General features: G+C 48.9%; 18 protein-coding genes and 1 riboswitch. Of the genes, 4 read left to right on the top strand and 14 right to left on the bottom strand.

The window, feature by feature from the left end:
• Positions 1–112: 112 nt before the first annotated feature.
• The 7 genes from JZI27_RS14860 to JZI27_RS14890 form a co-directional block, all read right to left on the bottom strand.
• The gene (locus JZI27_RS14860; protein WP_122910210.1) at positions 113–670 is read right to left on the bottom strand and encodes a GerMN domain-containing protein; all 558 of its coding nucleotides are present in this window, start codon (positions 668–670) and stop codon (positions 113–115) included.
• A 27-nt stretch (positions 671–697) separates the two neighbouring features.
• Positions 698–2371, bottom strand: coding sequence for an N-acetylmuramoyl-L-alanine amidase (locus tag JZI27_RS14865; protein WP_251243635.1), 1674 nt, complete (start codon positions 2369–2371; stop codon positions 698–700).
• Between the two features lie 229 nt (positions 2372–2600).
• Positions 2601–3023 (bottom strand): hypothetical protein, encoded by a 423-nt coding sequence (locus JZI27_RS14870; protein ID WP_280208014.1) that lies wholly within the window; start codon positions 3021–3023, stop codon positions 2601–2603.
• A gap of 77 nt (positions 3024–3100) precedes the next feature.
• Positions 3101–3358, bottom strand: a complete 258-nt coding sequence (locus tag JZI27_RS14875) for a hypothetical protein (protein WP_122910207.1) — start codon at positions 3356–3358, stop codon at positions 3101–3103.
• A 130-nt stretch (positions 3359–3488) separates the two neighbouring features.
• Positions 3489–5123, bottom strand: coding sequence for a peptide ABC transporter substrate-binding protein (locus JZI27_RS14880; protein ID WP_251243637.1), 1635 nt, complete (start codon positions 5121–5123; stop codon positions 3489–3491).
• Between the two features lie 224 nt (positions 5124–5347).
• Complete coding sequence (locus tag JZI27_RS14885) at positions 5348–7000, bottom strand: peptide ABC transporter substrate-binding protein (protein ID WP_122910205.1); 1653 nt, start codon at positions 6998–7000, stop codon at positions 5348–5350.
• A gap of 163 nt (positions 7001–7163) precedes the next feature.
• The gene (locus JZI27_RS14890) at positions 7164–8180 is read right to left on the bottom strand and encodes an LCP family protein (protein WP_280208016.1); all 1017 of its coding nucleotides are present in this window, start codon (positions 8178–8180) and stop codon (positions 7164–7166) included.
• Positions 8181–8420: 240 nt separating this feature from the next.
• On the opposite strand from JZI27_RS14890, the gene JZI27_RS14895 reads away from it, so the two are divergent.
• Positions 8421–9650 (top strand): MFS transporter, encoded by a 1230-nt coding sequence (locus tag JZI27_RS14895; protein WP_122910203.1) that lies wholly within the window; start codon positions 8421–8423, stop codon positions 9648–9650.
• Positions 9651–9707: 57 nt separating this feature from the next.
• Here the strand turns inward: JZI27_RS14895 and JZI27_RS14900 are convergent, their stop codons facing one another.
• The 6 genes from JZI27_RS14900 to JZI27_RS14925 form a co-directional block, all read right to left on the bottom strand.
• On the bottom strand, positions 9708–10088 hold the full coding sequence (locus JZI27_RS14900) for an SDR family oxidoreductase (protein WP_481752815.1): 381 nt from the start codon (positions 10086–10088) through the stop codon (positions 9708–9710).
• 133 nt (positions 10089–10221) lie between these two features.
• Entirely contained in the window at positions 10222–10653 is a 432-nt protein-coding gene (locus JZI27_RS14905; protein ID WP_122910202.1) for a BrxA/BrxB family bacilliredoxin, read from the bottom strand.
• A gap of 85 nt (positions 10654–10738) precedes the next feature.
• A complete protein-coding gene (gene rnjA / locus JZI27_RS14910) occupies positions 10739–12412 on the bottom strand; it encodes a ribonuclease J1 (RefSeq protein WP_280208020.1) in 1674 nt (557 codons plus the stop codon).
• A 203-nt stretch (positions 12413–12615) separates the two neighbouring features.
• Positions 12616–13254: an SCO family protein gene (locus JZI27_RS14915; RefSeq protein WP_122910200.1), complete on the bottom strand. Its 639-nt coding sequence runs from the start codon at positions 13252–13254 to the stop codon at positions 12616–12618.
• An 82-nt stretch (positions 13255–13336) separates the two neighbouring features.
• Complete coding sequence (locus tag JZI27_RS14920) at positions 13337–13651, bottom strand: rhodanese-like domain-containing protein (protein ID WP_122910199.1); 315 nt, start codon at positions 13649–13651, stop codon at positions 13337–13339.
• 272 nt (positions 13652–13923) lie between these two features.
• Positions 13924–14148, bottom strand: a complete 225-nt coding sequence (locus JZI27_RS14925; RefSeq protein ID WP_280208023.1) for a hypothetical protein — start codon at positions 14146–14148, stop codon at positions 13924–13926.
• A 128-nt stretch (positions 14149–14276) separates the two neighbouring features.
• A riboswitch (SAM riboswitch) is annotated at positions 14277–14388 on the top strand.
• 102 nt (positions 14389–14490) lie between these two features.
• Between JZI27_RS14925 and JZI27_RS14930 the strand changes: the two genes are divergently transcribed.
• Positions 14491–15792, top strand: coding sequence for a homocysteine synthase (locus JZI27_RS14930; protein WP_280208024.1), 1302 nt, complete (start codon positions 14491–14493; stop codon positions 15790–15792).
• Between the two features lie 77 nt (positions 15793–15869).
• On the opposite strand, the gene JZI27_RS14935 is transcribed toward JZI27_RS14930, so the two are convergent.
• Positions 15870–16712, bottom strand: coding sequence for an EcsC family protein (locus JZI27_RS14935; protein ID WP_280208026.1), 843 nt, complete (start codon positions 16710–16712; stop codon positions 15870–15872).
• 196 nt (positions 16713–16908) lie between these two features.
• On the opposite strand from JZI27_RS14935, the gene JZI27_RS14940 reads away from it, so the two are divergent.
• Both JZI27_RS14940 and JZI27_RS14945 read left to right on the top strand, forming a co-directional pair.
• Positions 16909–17973 (top strand): ArsR/SmtB family transcription factor, encoded by a 1065-nt coding sequence (locus JZI27_RS14940; protein WP_280208028.1) that lies wholly within the window; start codon positions 16909–16911, stop codon positions 17971–17973.
• Positions 17970–19211 carry an MFS transporter gene (locus JZI27_RS14945; RefSeq protein ID WP_280208029.1) on the top strand — a complete coding sequence of 414 codons (1242 nt, stop codon included), beginning with the start codon at positions 17970–17972 and terminating at the stop codon, positions 19209–19211. The genes JZI27_RS14940 and JZI27_RS14945 overlap by 4 nt, the downstream gene beginning before the upstream one ends.
• Positions 19212–19286: the final 75 nt, after the last annotated feature.

Consider the following 19286-nt stretch of genomic DNA (forward strand, 5'->3'; position numbering starts at 1 on the left):
ATATAACGATTTTACCAACAAATAGAGGGGCTTGCGCCCCTCAAAATTATATACTTTCCTATATAGTAAAAAAAAGCACTTCCCCGATTACAGCAGGGAAGTGCTTTTTCATTTATTTATTCTCTAGCTGATCACGCGTAAAAGGCTCCGTGATCTCGACGTGCCCCATCAGGGAATCGACAACCTCACCATCCCGAAGAATCGCGATGCTCTCTACCTCTGGAAACTGAAAGAGGGTTTTCGTCAGGGCTTCCAGTGCCATGCCTTCACCGCCGGACCCCAGATTGTAAAGATTTTTACCATCTGAATCAATCGTGATTCTCCCTTTATCAAAGGTGAGCGAGTGATACTTGAAATCTACCCACAGAGGAAAGTGCTTCTCCTTGTCCTTCGGAACTTCCAGGGTCGCGATTGCCTTTTTGTACTTCTCCAGATCATCCGCAAAAGCAATTTCCTGTTTTTCTTCCTGCAAGGACAGCAGATCCCCATCCGAATAAAATACAGATATCGTTTGTTTGGTCAATTCAGGACCGGCCGGCTGCTCTGCAGATGTGTTGGGCTGTGGTGCAGGTGTGGGTGTCGGTGCTGGTGTGGCATTTTGTTGGCCGCAACCCGCGACAAGCACCAGGGCAAAAATGGCCAGTCCGATCAGACGACGTCTGTTCTTCATCGTTATTTCCTCCTTACGGTTCACTGCCTACTGATAAGACTGATAGTATTCACGTATGGCAGCTACAAGCGATTTTGCGATTTTTTCTTGAAACGCTGGCGACGTGAGCTTGCTGTTCTCCGCTGGGTTGGAGAGGAAGCCTGTTTCAGTCAGAACCGCAGGCATTTTCGTATGCTTGATGACATAGAAACCGGAAGACTTTACTCCTCGATCCTGGAATCCGGTAGCTCCCTGCAGATGCTTGTGAACAAGCTGTGCAAACTCCTTGCTGTTCGCATTGTAATAGAAGCTTTCCGTACCGCCGCTTTTTGGATTGGAGAAGGAGTTGGCATGAATGGAAAGGAACAGGTCTGCATCCCAATCGTTCGCTATAGCCACGCGCTCAGACAATTCCAGGAATACGTCCGTGCTGCGCGTCGATACCACCTGAAACTCCGGATACTGCTTCAACAGCTCTACAGTCTTATTGGCTACTGCAAGGGTATAATCCTTCTCGTGGTTGCCGGTTACCCCTAGAGCCCCAGGGTCTTTTCCGCCATGCCCTGCATCTACCACGATCAGATAGCCTGTTTTTCTCGGTTGAGGAATCAGCTGTACTTCGATGCCTCGATCGGTGTAAGTCAGGTTGTATTTGCTCTTTTGGTTCAACTCGATGACGACGCGAACCGTGTTGGGCGACGAATGAAACTGGCTAAAGCGCAGGTCGGACACCAGTTCATCCTGTACAGGCTCAACGTCTTTATCTGCTTGGACAGCCTCAGCTGTTTGATCTTCATCCTCAACAGCTTGTCCATCCTCGTCTGTGGATTCATCTGCTTCGTCAGACTCTTTTTCCGCAGTGGAAGCTTCTTTATTGCCGTAGCTGAGTGGCACCAGATCCTCGTCGAGGACAGTCTGTGGCAGATCCAGCACGATGCGATGCGGTCCATTGAGTACGATCGCTTCTGATCCAACAGGCAGTGTCGTTTGAATATGTACAGTCTCACCTTTTTGCTTCACGTCAGTCAAATAGCTGATTCGTTCGATCTCTACTTGGTTCTTCTTTTGACTCCAGGTAAATGTACCGCCTAATTCCGATTCCATCTGATCCAGTGGCAAAGCGAGCAGTCCATCCATGTTGAGGCCTCGCTCTGGTCGCTTCCAGGAATGATTCTTCAGACCAAACTGATCGGCAATTGTCTGTGCGGTCATGTACAAGGTATCGTTTACCTGATAAAACTTGACCGCCTCAGGAGCCTTTTGTCCATTCAACGTTGCTTGCGGAGTTTCGTTGGCGATGACCGTCCGGTTGTTATTTTCCCAACCGACCGTAATTCCCAATGATTCTCCGACAAAGCGGAGTGGCAAAAGCATACGCTGCTGGTTGATCACCGGCGGCGTATCCAATTGAACCGGCTTGCCGTTGACCACAGCTTGTCGAGAATTGAGCGTCAGCACAAGCTTCTGACCATTACGCGTGATTTCTGCAGTCTTTTTTTCTGCATTCCAGTCCACTTCAGCACCTAATCCCTCTGCGATCACCCGCACTGGAACAAGCGTGCGTCCCCCTTTGATTACAGGTGGAACATCGGGGGTTACAGCTTGTCCACCAATGATCAGATTGACCGGTTGATCCTGGGCTGTAGTGGCCGCAGCCGCCCAACCAGGGATGAGCAACAGGACCAGCAGCATGAGCAACATGGGGTATAAACTTCTTTTCATCCTGACCTCCTCCGTGATTTCTCTCTTTACTCGCGTTTCGCACACATGCCACGCTCAACATTCTATTAGACGCTCGTTGAACCATAAAGTTTATAGTCAATTGGTACCAATCTCGACAAAAATCGCATTCTTTTTTATAAGTCTCTCTTCTGCTCTTGAACTTGCCGAAAGAAAAGACTGCCTCCTGAGAACCAAGAAAGGCAGCCACGAATAGTTATGCGTATTTAAACTAGCGAAACAGCCCGCGTCGCTCACGCCGACTTACCTGCGTGACCGGCTTCTGCTTCAAAGCATTTAATCCACCATTAGCGACAAATTGTTGAATCATTGAAAGAACAGCCGGATTGGAGAGAACCTTGATCGAATCAGCCACTTTGGGGTTTTTCAGTTGAGGAATCGCACTGCTCAGATGCGGCAACAGTGGAAGCAGGTCTTCCAGCGAAAGAACCGGCTTCGGTTTTTCCGGCTCAACCCGGACAGGAACGGTGCTTCTGGGACGAAAGAGAATACTGCGTCTCTGCGTGGTGACCGAGGGCTTTGCCTTGAGTCGACCCAGTTGCTCTTTCATATCTTTCAGCTCCTGACGCACCTCGCTCATTTCCCGCATCATCTGTTCGTTGCTCACATGAGTGGAATCAGCAAGTCTATTCATCATCTCCACCAAATGCTCTTGGGGATTAGCCGGCTTTTTCTTTCTTTTTGCCTTGGCAGCGATAATGTCACCTCCCCTTATTTGAAGCGCTTCTTGATGTTATCCAATTCTTTGGAGCTCATGCCCTTTTTGGAGAGTTTATCCAACAGACTTCCCACGTTTTCTGTCTTGTACATGCTTCTGAACTGAGCCACATACCGATTGAGTTCTTGATCAGTAAAGTTTTTTCCAGACTTTTTCCCCAAGTCGCGAATCACTTCTTTCAAACCAGCATCCGTCTTCAGCTTATCCTTCGGAATCGTTCGAATAAAGCTCATCAGCTTGCCCAAATCCACAGCTATCCCCCCTGGTACAGTTTGTTCCTTTCACTCTATGTCAGGAAGCGCGGAATGGATTGGTCATTTGTCCATATGCATAAAAAAAAACGAGAGGCGCGTAGCGCACCCCTCGTCGGTCGAACTAAAATTACTCAGCTTTATCAGCGTATTTGTAGTCAACGTTACCCAAACCGTCTACGATTACGCCTGTAACCTTCTCATTTTGTACCCAAGATTGCGTGTAGAAGTAGATTGGCATGATTGGCATTTCATCCATCAGGATTTGCTCAGCTTCAGCCAAGATTGCAGAACGTTTCGCTGGATCTTGCTCCAGAGCGGATTGGTTCAGCAGTTCTTTGTACTTCGGATTTTCCCAGTTGGTGTCGTTGTTGCCACCTTTTTTATCCTTGTACAGCTCCAAGAAGTTGATTGGATCGTTGAAGTCACCCAACCAGCCCATACGACCGATTTGGTAGTTTCCTTGATGCAGGTCTTCGATGTAAACTTTCCATTCTTTGTTTTCCAGTTTTACATCTACGCCAAGGTTTTTCTTCCATTGGTCTTGGATCGCTTCTGCAATCTTTTTGTGCCCTTCGGATGTGTTGTAGGAGAGTGTAACGGTAGGCATAGAAGTGATTCCCTCTTCCTTCATACCCTCTTCCAGCAATTTTTTCGCTGTTTCCACATCGTTGTCTTTGAAGTAGCCATCTTTGTTCAGCGCCATGGATGGTGGTACCGCACCTGTTGCTGGAAGCTGACCTGCTTGCAGCACGTTGTCGATCAGGCCTTGACGATCAATCGCATAAGCAAATGCTTTACGGATTTTCACGTTGTTGAAAGGCGCTTTTTCTGTATTGAATTTATACCAGTACGTACCTGCAGTTGGTTGAGTCTTCATTTTTCCGGAATCTTTCAGAGCCGGAATAGCATCGGTTGGGAGCGCGCTTGTAGGTGCACCTGCCCAATCCAATTCGCCGTTGTCAAACATGGACAGCTCTGTATTCTCGTCTTCAACCATGGAGAACTCGATCTTGTCCACTTTTACAGCGCTGTTATCCCAATAGTTTTCGTTTTTCTCTACAACCAGCTTGTTTTTGTGCTCCCAAGTGGTCAATTTGAAAGGACCGTTACCTACGTGCGTAGCAGCTTCTGTTGCCCATTTTTCATTGGCTTCTACTACTTTTTTGTTTACTGGGTAGTAGGTGTAGAAAGCAGTCAGTTCAGTAAAGAACGGAGTTGGGTTTTGCAGCGTTACTTCCAAAGTTTTATCGTCGAGCGCTTTTACGCCAACGTCATCCATTGTAGCTTCGCCTTTGTTGAAGGCTTCACCGTTTTTAATGTAATAGAGCTGGTAAGCATAGTTGGAAGCTGTTTTTGGATCCAGAGCGCGTTTCCAAGCGAATTCGAAGTCGCCTGCTGTTACTGGATCACCGTTGCTCCATTTTGCATCACGCAGTTTGAATGTATATTTTGTTCCGTCTTCGGAAACTTCATAGCTTTCCGCAGCAGCTTCATGCACTTTACCGTCTTCACCAGTACGGGTCAGACCTTCAAAGGTTGCACGGATAATAGTACCGGAAGTAGAGTCTTCCGCGATTCCTGGGTCAGCTGTAGGTGGTTCGGAGTGCAGGTTCAGTTTCAGAACTTTAGGACCAGTTGCTGGCGCCTCAGCGTTGCTACCTGAATTATTTTCTGGTGCTGCTTGGTTGCCGCCACCGCATCCTGCAAGTGCTGCACCAAGTACGAGAATCGAACTCATTGCCACGAACACATTCTTTTTCATACAACTAAATCCCCCTTTTCTAAATCCTTTATCAATATACATCCTTTTATATTATTTTTAAACATGTTTTAGAGTGATTTAATAAAATTTTATTTATTCATTAAATATTATTATTTTATTGTTCTCTTACTATACTCTCCTATTCTAGAAATAAAAATACAAAAACCGCGATTATTCTCGCGGCCTTTGTTTTTTGTTTACTTATCATCTAATTATTGACGTTCCTACTCTACTTTCTCAGCCCATTTCAGGTCGATAAAGCCGAGTCCATCCACTTGTACGCCTTTCACTTTGTCGCTTTGTACCCAGATGTCCACGTCTGTGAAGAGCGGAATGAGCGGCATCTCGTTCATGAAAATTTCCTCTGCTTCCGCGAACAGCTGGGTCCGTTTTGCAGGATCATTTTCAGTTGCAGACAGCTTCAGCAATTCCTTGTAGCGCTCATTTTCCCAACCGGTGTCGTTGTTACCTGTATTCTGGTCACGGAACATTTCCATGTAGTTGATCGGATCGTTAAAGTCTGCGTTCCAACCGATACGTGCTACTTCATAGTTCAACTGATGCATGTCATCCAAGTGTACCTTGAATTCTTTGTTCATCAGTTTTACATCAATACCCAGAGCCTTTCTCCATTGGTCCTGAATCGCTTCGGCAATTTTCTTGTGACGGTCAGTTGTATTGTAGGACAAAGTGATCGTTGGAAGCTGAGTTACACCCAGTTCTTTCATCCCTTCAGCCAGCAATTGTTTTGCGGTCTCTACATCGTTGTCTTTGAAATAGCCTTCTTTTTTGATGATCATCGACTGTGGCAGCATTCCCATGGTTGGAACCTGACCTACTTGTGTGATGTTGTCCACGATTTCCTGACGATTTACAGCCAGGGACAGCGCCTTGCGGATCTTCACATTAGCCAAAGGACCTTTGGTTGTGTTCATTTTGTACCAGTACATGGTCGCTTTTGGATGTACAACCAGTTTACCTGAGTCCTTCAAAGCCGGTACTGCATCTACAGGCAATCCGCCGAGTGGTTGACCTGCCCAATCCAGTTCGCCGTTATCAAACATGGACAATGCTGTGTTGTCATCCTCGATCATTGCAAAGTCGATCTTCTCCAGCTTCACAGCGTCTTTATCCCAATAATGCTCGTTCTTTTCCAGAATGATCTTGCTTTTGTGCTCCCAAGCAGTCAATTTGAAAGGACCATTGCTTACGTGAGTAGCAGCTTCCATCGCCCAGTTCGGATTGGCTTCTACCACTTTTTTGTTCACTGGGTAGTAGGTATAGAAAGCAGTCAGTTGAAGGAAGAACGGTGTTGGGTTTTCCAACGTTACTTCCAGCGTTTTATCATCCAGGGCTTTTACACCCAGCTGGTCTGCAGAAACTTCACCTTTGTTTACTTTTTCAGCATTCTTGATGTAGTACAGCTGGTATGCGTACTCAGCACCAAAATTCGCGTCCAGGGCACGTTTCCAGGCAAATTCAAAGTCGTGTGCCGTTACCGGATCTCCATTGCTCCACTTGGAATCACGGATCGTGAAGGTGTAAACCAGGTTGTCATCGGACAGCTTCACATCAGAAGCTACGGAGTTCATTGGTTTGGAATCTCCATCCAGGCGAGTCAAACCGTCAAATGTCGCGCGTACCAGCGTACCGGAAGTGGCATCCTTCGCCAGACCCGGGTCAGCAGTAGAAGGCTCGCTCGTCAGATTGGCACGGAATACTTGCTCCACATTGCTTGCAGGAGCAGGGGCCGATGCATCAGGAGACTGAACCGCTCCTGGTTGGGTGGTCGGTGCTTGCCCGCCGCCCGTGCAGCCAGCCAGAATGGTGCCTACCAGCAAGGTAATGCCAGCCAGCATTGAAATATTTTTTCTCATTAAAATTTTCCCCCTTTATCTAAAAAAACCCACTGCCCCCAAAATATACTCGACAAATGCGGATTTGGGAATGGGATTTGAAATGATTTAATTAAGTTTTACGAATATTTATTCAAATGTGAATAAATATAAAGAGCCATGTCAAAAGAAAACAACAGCCCGCTTAATGCTGCGTGCTGTTGTCATTTGGTGCTCCATCCTTCGGCAATTCTGTTTCCTTTTCCTGAACAGGCGGATTGAGGGATTCCTGAATAAACGCCTGCACTTGCTTGACGTCGGGAATAAGAACGGAGCCCGCACGATTGGATTCGCGGAACATTCCCATCGGAGGAACCTGGTAATTACCCGGATTATCCGTATTCAACATGAGTCCAAGGGATGAAAGCTTCAGCATATCCATGGAGCTGATGTTGGTTTGAATATACGGCGTCACTTCTTTCAGGATCGTCGGCAGCTGGATCAATGTCGTTCCCTGCTTCATCTGATCCGCTACGGCAGCCAACAGCTTGCGTTGACGCTCTGTGCGGGTGTAGTCAGAGGTTGCATCGTGACGGAATCGCACGTACTGCAATGCTTTGTCTCCATCCAAGGTCTGCAGACCCTTCTTGAGGTTGATGTCATACATACCTTTGTCAGTCGGATCATGGTAGTACATGTTTTTTTCGACATCCAGCTTCACTCCGCCCATTGCGTCAATCAGCGCCTTGAAGCCTTCGAAATCTGTGATGACATACCGGTTGATGGGTAGGCCCGTAAAATGACTGACCGTTTTCATCGCCAGCTCCGGACCGCCATTCACGACCGCCGCATTAATGCGCGACATGCCGTGTTCAGGAATTTCAACATACGTATCCCTTAAAATGGAAAAAAGGTCAAAGCGCTTGCGTTCAGGGTCTATGCTCACGACCATCATCGAATCCGAACGCGGCAATCCGCTGTTGCGAACCCCTCGGCGATCCACACCCATCAGCAAAATGTTGACACGATCCTTGCCATCCCATTGCGGAATCTCCGCCGCCTTCGTTTCCTGGCCGCCTCCAGTAGGCGCTTCTGTCTCATCTACCAGATTGGGCTGCTGAATCCCTTGTGAGAATTCGTAAAAGGCATATCCGTAATAACCCGTCGTTGCCACTATACAGAGAAATAACAGGACAAATACGCGTTTCCATACTCGTTTCAAGAACGACTCCACCTTTAAGCTCTTTCTATTCTGTAGTTAGCAGTTCTCCGCCAAGCCTTGGGCTGAAGCCGAAGTGGGGCTTGAGTCCACCCCCTCAACTTTTCTTAGTATACTCGAATATAATCATCACGGAGCAGCCTTTATTTGGGTGAGCAATAACTATTTACTAAACATTTCTATTTACAAAGTATACAAAAAATTCTATACTTAGAATATATTACCGCAAAGGTGTGACTTCCTATGGTTTCGCCATTTTCTTTGTTGAACCGCTATCCTCGTGAAGCATTGCTTTTCCTCACTGCCAGCTTTATCAATGCCTCTGGCAGTGCATTCATGTGGCCCTTGACCACGTTGTACGTACATACGATTCTGGGCCGTTCGATGACAGAAGCTGGCTTTGTTCTCATGCTTCAGTCCATCGCTGGCATTGTCGGCCAGTTTGTCGGTGGTACGCTTTTTCACCGTCTGGGAGCAAAACGGCTTATTGTCGGGGCTCTCTTTCTGCAAGGCATGTTTCAGTTTACAATACCACTGATTCATAGCTGGCCTGTCTATTTAGCCGTCATGATGTGTCTTGGTTTTACCTACAATCTTTCCGCTCCTGCCATTCAGGCATTTATCGGATTTCGCTGGAAAGAGCAGCGACGTGAAATTTTTAACGTCGTCTATGTGGGCAACAATATGGGTATGGCAATCGGTACTGCGCTTGCCGGATTGATTGCCACGATTTCCTTTCAGCTTACCTTTTTTATCAACAGTATCAGTACACTTTTGTTCGCCCTGTTCTTCTTCCTGATCATGAAACATATTTCCCATCAGGAGCTGGTCGGCAAAGACGGCGAAAAGGCGGTCAAACGCACTGGTCTGGAGACACTCAAGCTTTTGTTCAACTATCGCGTATACCTGTTCATGGCTCTCGGCGGCGGCTTTATCTTTTTCTCTACTACGGTCTGGAACACGGGTGTAGCCCCTTATCTGACCAGTCAGGGCATGCCACTCTCGGCTTACAGCTGGCTTTGGACGGTCAACGGAATCGTCATTTTCGCAGGTCAGCCTGTCATTGCCTGGTTCAAGCGCCTGCTGCAGCAAAATCTGTCCGCCCAGCTCGTCGCCAGTGCCGTTGCCTACGGCCTTGGATTTGCTTTCATGCTGTTCTTCCACGACAGCTACGCAGCTTTTATTACGGGCATGATCATTACGACGTTTGGCGAAATGTTGATTGCCCCTACTATCCCCACCTTTGTCTCAGAAAAAACGGGGGACATGGCTCCTTTTTATCTGGGAGTGGTGGGATCGATTACCACAGTCGGTCGTCTCTTGGGTCCGCTGGCCTTGGGCTATAGCTACGATCAGGGTGGCGTGCAGTCCAGTCTTCTGATTTCTACCATCGTTGCCTTTAGCGCCGTGCTTCTCTGTCTGCTTCACGCCTTTTTGCAACGGGATCGGCAGAATCAGGTCCGATCCTTATAGGAATTCATCGAAAACAAAAAGTCGCCCTCCCCTTTGGGAATGAGCGACTTTTCCTATTCAGACGGCCCGGGGACAGGTAAGTGACTTGCCATTTTCCTTTGGACCGATCTTGAGAAGATACGGTACGGCTACGCGGCTCCACGCTTCGGGGGAAGGCGCTGTCTCCACCTCTCCCGGGGAACACTGCTGAAGCATCGCAGTGTCGATACTCCCTCCCGGATCGAGTGCCACCACGGCCATCCCTTTAGGCAGCTCCTGAGCCAGTGACCGGGACAGACCTTCTACGGCAAACTTGGATGCACAATACGGAGCAACCATCCCCTCTCCATGACGTCCCCAATAAGAGCTGATGTTAATGATCACCCCTTCTGCCCGCTCCACCATCGCCCGACCCAAACCGCGTGTAACCCCTGTAATAATCACCAGTTTTTGCTTCAAGCGCAAGTTCCCTCAATCTTATACTTTTTAAACAAATATGTTTATTATAATAATAGAAGGGACTCATGCACAACCTATATGTGGGAAATAATAAAGACGCCCTTGCAGAGCGCCTTTTTAGCTTGCCTATGCCTTATTCACTGTACTTGTCGTAAGCACTGGTCAACAGGTTGGAGATCGTTTGCAGATCGTTGTTTTCGATCTGATGACGTTCGATCATCGTCATGATTTTGCCGTCCTTCATGATCGCAAAGGATGGGGAAGACGGAGCATAGCCTTCGAAGTACTCGCGGGCTTTTGCAGTCGCTTCCTTATCTTGTCCGGCAAACACAGTGTAAATGTTATCCGGTTTTTTCGCATGGTTCAAGGAATGAACAACAGCTGGACGTGCAAGTCCTGCTGCACAGCCGCAAACGGAGTTGACAACAACCAGCGTCAATCCTTTCGCATTTGGCAGGGTTTGCTCCACTTCTTCAGCAGTGCGAAGCTCTTGAAAACCATTGCGAGTCAACTCGTCACGCATGGGCTGGATCACTTGGCTCATATATGCTTCATAAGACATCATCGGGCAGTCTCTCCTTTTTTTCTCAATTCCATTACCACTATTATAACCCGTTCATTCCATTAGGAGAATCCGGAAGTGTGTAGGATTACACTTCCATCAAAATGGTAAGGATCATCGGGTTGCGCCCCGTTTTTTCGTAAATGAACGGTTTGATCACTTCGTTGATCTGCGACTTCAGCTCCGACCATTCCTTGATCTTCTTCTCCAAAGCTTCCTGGAGGCGCTGACGAACGAGCAGCGTCGCTTCCTGAATCAGGGATTCGGAGCCACGCACGTAAACGAAGCCTCGGCTGACGATGTCGGGACCCGTCAGGATCTTGAAGTTTTTCATGTCGAGGCTGACGACCACGACCATCAGACCATCCTCCGCCAAATGCTTGCGATCGCGCAGAACGATATTGCCTACGTCCCCGATGCCGCTGCCGTCGATCAGAACGATACCGGCTTGTACCTTGCTCATCCAGGTTTTTTCCCTCGAGCAGTTGAGCACTTCCCCATTATCCATCAGGAAGATGTTGCTCTCCTCGATCCCGACCTGCTGTGCCAGCTTGGAGTGCGTCTTCAGCATGCGATACTCCCCGTGAATTGGGATAAAGTAGCGTGGACGGATAAAGTTGAGCATCAGCTTCAGCTCTTCACTGCTGCCGTGACCGGAGGCGTGAATGTCAAAAGCATGGCTCAACACGACGTTGGCGCCAGCGCGATACAATTTATCAATCGTCCGGCTTACATTGATGGTATTCCCAGGAATCGGTGATGCAGAGATAATCACCGTGTCATCCGGATAGATGGAGACGGTGCGATGCGATCCCGAAGCAATGCGCGTCAAAGCTGCCATCGGCTCACCCTGGCTGCCGGTACAAATGATCAGCACCTGGTTGTCCGCGTAGTTGTCAATATGCTTGATGTCGATCAGCATACCCTCCGGCATCTGAATATAACCCAGTTCTTGTCCAATCAAAAAGACTTTTTCCATACTGCGGCCAATGACAGCTACTTTGCGATTGCACTCCTGTGCGGCATCGACTACCTGCTGAAGGCGATGTACGTTCGATGCGAATGTAGCCAAAATGATGCGGCCACGCGCTTTTTGCACAACCTCCAGAATTCCTTCGCCTACTGTGCGTTCCGACATGGTATAACCAGGACGTTCGCTGTTCGTACTGTCAGAGAGCAGTGCCAATACATCTCCGCTCGCGCCGATCCGGGCAATTTTTCCGTACTCGGTCGTTTGCCCTACTGGCGTCATGTCGAACTTGAAGTCTCCTGTGTGGATCACCATGCCCTCCGGTGTATGTAGAACGACCCCAAACGAATCCGGAATACTGTGATTGGTGCGGAAGAATGCTGCCTTCAACTGATTGAAAGGGATCTCCGTGTCTTCCGAAATCGGAATCAACGATACGTCATTTTGCATGCGGTGCTCTTCCAGCTTTGCCTTGACCAAGCCCAGGGTCAGGCGTCCGCCGTAGATCGGCACCTTGATTTGTTTCAACACATAAGGAATCGCTCCAATGTGATCCTCGTGGCCGTGCGTCAGCAACAAAGCTTTGATCTTGTGCTGATTTGCCACCAGATAGGAAACATCCGGAATCACCAAATCAATCCCGAACATCTCGTTTTCCGGAAATTTAACCCCACAATCAATGATGATGATTTCATCCTCGTACTCGACGCAGTACATATTTTTTCCGATCTCGCCGAGGCCGCCCATTGCGAAAATCTTAACGTCGCTCAAACTCTTTCCTCCTAACGTCATCGTGCATGATTTTGGGAACCCGAACCAAGCATGCCACCTCTATTGTATCACACCGGAAGGCATTCGTTTCATCTAGTCTTGCCAATCTCGGCCTATCTCCTACATTTTGATGAGAAAAGGGACACAAAACGCCCACCTGCTCTTGCTTTACTAAGCAATCGCAAGTGGGCGTTCGCAACATCCGATTGGACTGTCAACTTATCCTAATCTGCGAGGATCGACATCTCTTTCATCATCAAATCCATATCCATGTCCGCTGCCATGCCATAGGCTTGACGCATGTTGCCATCACCATCGACGAGGAACATACGGGCTGTATGGGTAATCGAATACCCAGACGGCGAATTCTCATCCGGCAGCTTCATGACAGCCATCCCAAAGTCTTTAGTGACCGTTTCAATGGCTGCATTGTCGCCGCGCAAAAACTTCCAGCCGCTCTGGTCAGCGTGGAATTTTTCCGCGTACTGCTGCAGCACTTCTGGAGTATCATAATCCGGATCAAAGGTAATGGTGAGGAACTCTACCTTGTCCCCAAACAATCCCTTTTCCTTCAACTGCTCTTGCAGCTGGGACATATTGTAAGTCGTCGCAGGACAAATATCCGGGCAATTGGTGAAGATGAATTCAACCAATCGCACCTTGCCCGCACTCTCCGAGAAGGTATACTTCGAGCCGTCAATATTGTCCAATGTGAAATCATTCAATGCCTTGATGACCGGAATCTGGGTCTTCTGCATGTATTGGTAACCAAAGATCCCGATAATCGCCAAAATCAGCACACCAGCTAATACTGGAAACCAGTGTTTTTGAACAGATGATTCTTTCTTTGCACCTTCACTCACGAGTATTGCCTCCCCATGCTCTTCCCTGCGGCTTCACACCTCTCCTCATGCCAGCCGCATTTTACGTGCGTACACGTCTTGCTTAGGATTCTTCTTTCTCTCCCGGCCAAGCGAGCATGCCACCGACCATATTGGCTACATCATAGCCCATTTCGCTCAAATACTCGGTCGCTCTGTGGCTGCGCGCACCGCTGCGGCACACCATCACTACGGGAATATTTTTATCCAGCTCATCCACTCGATGAGGCAAGAATCCAAGCGGAATCAGCTTCGCTTGTTTGATATGACCAGCATTCCACTCATCCACTTCACGAACGTCAATAACCTGCACCGGTTCTTTTGCTTCGAGCTTTTCCAGCAATTCTTGTGGAGTTATTTCTTTTACCTGTTCGTTCATCCTGAAATCCCCCTATATGTACGATTACGCAATCGATTTTTTCCTGCTTCATCATAACATATGCACGTTTTATTTTCTAACTGAACGACACTTCACAAAGGCGACTTCAAACAGATGAACTCAGGTGAAGCTTAGCACAAAATGCAGGGCGAATCCCTTTACATCGGCAAAGTATTTGTGAACGAGCAAAGGCGAAAGCGTTACAAATTAACGTCATGAAAGAAAAGAGGAGGCAGATCAGCTGCTCTCCTCTTTTTTCTATGGCTCCGAAATCATATTTTTCCTTGCTTGATCCACGTAGCGATCCGATACGAGCCGTAGAGACTTACCAGTGTAAGCAGGATCAGCATCAATAGCCACATGCCCAACTGACCGATCTCCTCCAGCTCCCGGGCGTTTTGAAATATGAAGAAACCGATGTACAGAATCATCAGGTAGCAGCCGATATTCGGAATCAGATAGGCGATCCGAAGCTTGCCATGTTTCTTCGTGCTCATAAGCGTTCACAGCCTTTCCTTCCTATACTTAATCAAATGCCACATAAACCACTATGAAAACTAATATTTTAATTGACAGAAGAGTATCACTTTCATACAATTGTGATAATTAATACGAAAACTCACGATTTTCATCAAGAGTGGCGGAGGGACAGGCCCGATGAAGCCCGGCAACCTGCATGTCAAATGCGAGGTGCCAATTCCTGCAGGATCGAATCTGTAGATTCTGGGAGATGAATGTTTGCGTACGGTATAGCCGGAGCCTTCTTCTTCCCAGAAGTAGGCTTTTGTTTTATTTTCACCGTTTTGCCCATTTTACCACAGAAAAAGGGAGAGATGACCATGTCAGATCAACAACAATGGAAACCGGAAACGATTGCTGTACACGGAGGCCAGGAGGTAGACCCCGTCACTGGCTCCAGAGCGGTTCCTATCTATCAAACAAGCTCGTACGTCTTCCGCGATACGGAGCATGCAGCAAATCTGTTCGCGCTCAAGGAATTGGGCAACATCTACACGCGCATCATGAACCCGACTCAGGACGCTTTCGAAAAACGTGTCGCCTTGCTTGAGGGTGGCGTGGGTGCGCTCGCTACTGCTTCCGGTCAGGCAGCCATTACCTTCTCCATTCTCAACATCGCCCAGGCCGGGGATGAAATCGTCGCCTCCAGCAGCCTGTACGGCGGTACTTACAATTTGTTCGCGCATACATTGCCACGTCTGGGTATCAAGGTTGTATTTGCGGATCAATCCAACCCAGAAAATTTTCGCGCGCTGATTAACGAAAAGACAAAGGCTGTTTTCGTCGAGACAATCGGCAACCCGCGCATCAACGTCGCTGATCTGGAAGCCATCTCTGCTGTAGCACATGAAAATGGCATTCCTTTGATCGTCGATAACACTTTTGCCACACCCATCCTCTGCCGTCCATTTGACCACGGCGCAGACATCGTCGTTCACTCCACGACAAAATTCATTGGCGGACACGGTACCGCGATTGGCGGCATCATCGTGGATTCCGGAAAATTTGACTGGACCAACGGCAAATTCCCTGGCCTGACGACACCAGATCCCAGCTATCACGGTGTTGTATATACCGAAGCACTCGGTCCGTTGGCCTATATTCTCAAGGCGCGCGTGCAGCTGCAACGCGATATCGGAGCAGCCGTCGCACCATTCAACTCCTTCCTGTTCCTGCAAGGTCTGGAGACTTTGCATCTGCGGATGGAACGTCATAGCGAAAATACGCTGGCAGTCGCCCGCTTCCTGGCTGCTCACCCTGACGTGGAATGGGTCAACTATCCTGGACTTGAATCCGATTCTGAATATGAGCTGGCGAAAAAGTATTTGCCAAAAGGCGCAGGCGCGATTCTTACCTTTGGTATCCGCGGTGGCGTGAAGGAAGGTCAAAAGCTGATCGAATCCGTGAAGCTCTTCTCGCACCTGGCAAATGTCGGTGACTCCAAGTCGTTGATCATTCACCCTGCCAGCACGACACACCAGCAGCTGACAGAAGCCGAGCAGGTTGCGGCAGGCGTATCGCCTGGCATGATTCGCTTGTCTGTCGGAACAGAAGCCATCGACGACATCATCGGTGATCTGGAACAGGCATTGAAACAAGCTGTTGCCGTAAGTGCTGTTTAATCTCTCACACAAAAATGAGGCTGGTTCGAAAGTAGATTTCTACTTGAGAACCGGCCTTTTTTACATCAAATCGCCTTTCATTGCGGTGAGATCGTCGAGTCGTCCCTTTCGCTCCGATCAATCTCTCGCATGCGCTCCAGTATCCGCCGTTTGCGGTACAGCATCATTCCCGCTTCCGCCACATCCTGCACAGTGGAGCGATTCAAATACGCCCCGAACAAAATTCCTGCGATCGGCACCATTTGAAACAGCTTTTTCCAACCAAAATTCTCCGTGTACGTCACGACGACTTCACGCCAGCCCTGCAATTGCGCGATCACATCCTTCTGTGCATGAGGATCGTCAAAGTGCGAAAGCTCGGCCAATATCGCTTTTTTCCCCACGATATCTGACGAGGCGAACTGCAGACATTTCACCACAAACAGACGCTCCTTCTTCTCCTCCGGACGATACCCGTAGCTGAGCGACATTTCCTGCAACACTTTCAGCGATGTCCCGATCAGCAAAGGAATATCCAAAGCCAGCGTAAAAATCCCGCCGATCCCTGTCGTCGCTCCTTGCACCGTGGCGAAGGTTGCCCGCGATTCCCTCAGCTCCATCGCTACCTCGTTCATCATCGAGAGCGGCGCTGCTGCAATCTCGTCCACTCCAATGTTGGAGGAGCTCCCCTCCTTCATCCGCTTGCGAAATCTGTTGTAAATGGGTTCGTCCTGCACGAGATAGGTTCCACCCGTTTCGAGAAATGCTGTCATTTCGTCTACGGCCAAGCCCAGCTTTTCCCTCACGAAGGCTGGCGTAATGCGGTCCAAAAGGACAAAAGGAAGCCTTCCGAGCTTTTCCCAGAACCACAAATCGTTCTGTCCCTTCTCCCAAGCCTCCACTTCTTTCAAAGACTGTATCAATGACTCTTTTGACTCCATCGGCCGCATTTCCCTCCCAGATTTCACGCATAATATCTCTCTTACGATACCCAGCTTCAAATGTTTCACTTGCAGCATGGTAGGTTCGAGCTACGGCCTGATTCCAACAATCAAATGCTCTATTCCTAAAAATATTGAATATATCATTCGAATATTTTAGAATATCAAAAATGAATCCAACTGAAAGAGTGATCCAATGAAACGGTTAAACATGGGTATCAGCCGTACCACCTATCAGGTAGAGCTGTCGCATTCCCCGCTATTTGAAGCTGCATTGGGAATCGCTGCTGCAACCTATGACTCGATCCACCCCACTTTGGAACAGCCAAGTGAGTACTGGCATCAGCTGCTGGCTGACCTCCCCCCTGACGTTCACACGGAAGTGGCCTATGCGAAGGAGCACAACACATGGAAAACACTCCTGCAGCTGCTTCATGTCCAGGCATTTTCTGATCTGGAAGCATTTCTGGCTTTTCTTCAGCAGCTGTCTGATGAGGAGCTGCGCTATCTGGCCCTGCCCTATCTTGGAGAAGAGCATCAACCAGCACGACTCCGGGCTGCTGCTGGCAATGAAGGGGACATCTTGTATTTGCGCCAGACATGCCATGACCACCTCTTCTTTCCTGCATACATCTCTCATGTGGCCACCGTCAATCCAGGTGAGCTGCGGAAGCATTTGAGCGTATTGATCCAGGGCTGGTATCTCGCACATGTCAAGCCGCGAGAGCTGGAAATCTCCCGCATGCTGGAACGTGACCGGGCACAAAAAGAGGCCTGGATGGGAAAAATGTCACCTGAGGAACTCGTTTCGCTGGCCACGGACGGCGAATATCCTCCTGAGCCGACTGTTACACGCGTGCTGCTTGTTCCTCAAGCGATTTACCGTCCCTGGACCGTACAGGCAGACGCCCCACAGACAAAAATTTTCTACTATCCAGTCGCAGAGCAGCATCTCTTTGAACAGGCCGACCCGTATCGTCCACCTCAATTGCTTGTCCAGCTCTTGAAAGCATTAGGCGACGAACATCGACTGCGACTGCTCAAAATCCTTGCTGAACAGGAAATGAGTCTGCAAGAACTGACTGAGCGTTTGCAGCTTGGCAAATCCACCGTACACCATCATCTGTCCATGCTGCGCGCAGCCCGCTTGGTGGAAACACAAGGTACGAAGTATAGATGGAAACGAACGGCCTTGGACAGGCTGCCTCTGCTGCTCGAACAATTCGTTAGCGATAAGAGACCAGAGGGGGAATCTTTTTGACGGTTCCTTCCCTCTTTCGCCAACCTTCCTATTTGTATATCCTGATAGGGCAGCTTGTCTCGGAGCTGGGAGCTACCCTTGGAACCTTGGCCAACAGCTGGCTGATTTATCAGGCTACTGGCTCCTACACCGCTGTTGGCGGTTTGTGGCTTCTCTACTTTTTGCCTTCTCTGGCTGTACAACTGATCGCGGGACCCTACCTGGATCGCTGGGAAAAAAAACGGGTCCTTGTCTTCTGCCAATGGACGAGAAGTATGGCTTTTTGTCTGTCATTTCTCTGTCTGCTCCTCTGGCCCGAGGTGCAGTGGCCATTCTATCTCATTTCCCTGATCAACGGACTCATCCAGCCGCTCTACGTACCAGCCAGTCAGTCCTTGCTCCCTTCTGTGGTGAAAAAGGAGCAGCTGCTTTCGGCCAATTCCTACCTCGATGCAGTCCTTCGCATGGCGATGATCTGCGGTCCGGTGCTGGGTGGGGTCATTGTAGCCGCACTGGAAGGAACCTGGTCGCTGGTTCTGGTGGCAGCAGGTTTTGCGCTTAGCGGTCTACTCTTGTTGAAAAGCCCGATCCATCAGGAAAAGAAAGCAGAGAAGTCTCAATCGTGGGTCACGATGTTTCTCGCGGGATTGCGCGTATTTCAGGAAAAGCCGCTCCTGCTGTGGCTGGGCATTTTTTTGGCTGTCGTCCAGTTCGCAGTCGGCATTACTATTGTGCTGACCATCCCGTTTATCGTGGACGAGCTGCATGGGTCCTCGCTACATGTAGGAATTTTCCAGGCAGGCTTTCCATTGGGATATCTGCTTGGCTCACTACTCGTACCCTATCTTTCTCGCTATTTCCGGGTAAAGCATGTGATCATGCTCGGGTCGATCGCGCTTGGTGGCGCTACCTTCATCGCTCTCGGTGTCGTACAGGATCTTTACCTGGCGATTGCCATTGAAGTCATCGCTGGAATAGCTGCTCCCTTTTTCCATGTTCACAGTACCAATCTGTACCAGCTCTCCGTACCGTCAGATCTCATGGGACGCGTATTTTCCGTCCGGTTGCTGATCATGCGCATGACGATGCCGCTCGGTGTCTGGCTAGGTGGACAATGGGGTGAGAGTATCGGCATTCGCCCTCTCTATATCAGCATGGGATGCCTGATCGTAGCCGTCGCCCTGCTAGGCATATTCCTGCCCTATTTTCGCGCACTATCGCAAAGCCACGAGACCCGTCTGAAAGAAGCGCAGCAATAGCGAGCATGCTGAATGTGTGTACCTACTGGATCAATAAAATATTGTAAATTTTCCCAAATTACATATCGAGAATGT

Origin of the sequence: Brevibacillus sp. AY1 (genome assembly GCF_029870785.1) — a bacterium.
Classification (GTDB): Bacteria; Bacillota; Bacilli; order Brevibacillales; family Brevibacillaceae; genus Brevibacillus; species Brevibacillus invocatus.

Coding starts and splice junctions, on each gene's coding strand:
- JZI27_RS14860 (WP_122910210.1), bottom strand. CDS start 670: ATGAAGAACAGACGTCGTCTGATCGGACTGGCCATTTTTGCCCTGGTG.
- JZI27_RS14865 (WP_251243635.1), bottom strand. CDS start 2,371: ATGAAAAGAAGTTTATACCCCATGTTGCTCATGCTGCTGGTCCTGTTG.
- JZI27_RS14870 (WP_280208014.1), bottom strand. CDS start 3,023: ATGAATAGACTTGCTGATTCCACTCATGTGAGCAACGAACAGATGATG.
- JZI27_RS14880 (WP_251243637.1), bottom strand. CDS start 5,123: ATGAAAAAGAATGTGTTCGTGGCAATGAGTTCGATTCTCGTACTTGGT.
- JZI27_RS14885 (WP_122910205.1), bottom strand. CDS start 7,000: ATGAGAAAAAATATTTCAATGCTGGCTGGCATTACCTTGCTGGTAGGC.
- JZI27_RS14895 (WP_122910203.1), top strand. CDS start 8,421: ATGGTTTCGCCATTTTCTTTGTTGAACCGCTATCCTCGTGAAGCATTG.
- JZI27_RS14905 (WP_122910202.1), bottom strand. CDS start 10,653: ATGATGTCTTATGAAGCATATATGAGCCAAGTGATCCAGCCCATGCGT.
- rnjA (WP_280208020.1), bottom strand. CDS start 12,412: ATGACGTTAGGAGGAAAGAGTTTGAGCGACGTTAAGATTTTCGCAATG.
- JZI27_RS14920 (WP_122910199.1), bottom strand. CDS start 13,651: ATGAACGAACAGGTAAAAGAAATAACTCCACAAGAATTGCTGGAAAAG.
- JZI27_RS14925 (WP_280208023.1), bottom strand. CDS start 14,148: ATGAGCACGAAGAAACATGGCAAGCTTCGGATCGCCTATCTGATTCCG.
- JZI27_RS14930 (WP_280208024.1), top strand. CDS start 14,491: ATGTCAGATCAACAACAATGGAAACCGGAAACGATTGCTGTACACGGA.
- JZI27_RS14935 (WP_280208026.1), bottom strand. CDS start 16,712: ATGGAGTCAAAAGAGTCATTGATACAGTCTTTGAAAGAAGTGGAGGCT.
- JZI27_RS14940 (WP_280208028.1), top strand. CDS start 16,909: ATGAAACGGTTAAACATGGGTATCAGCCGTACCACCTATCAGGTAGAG.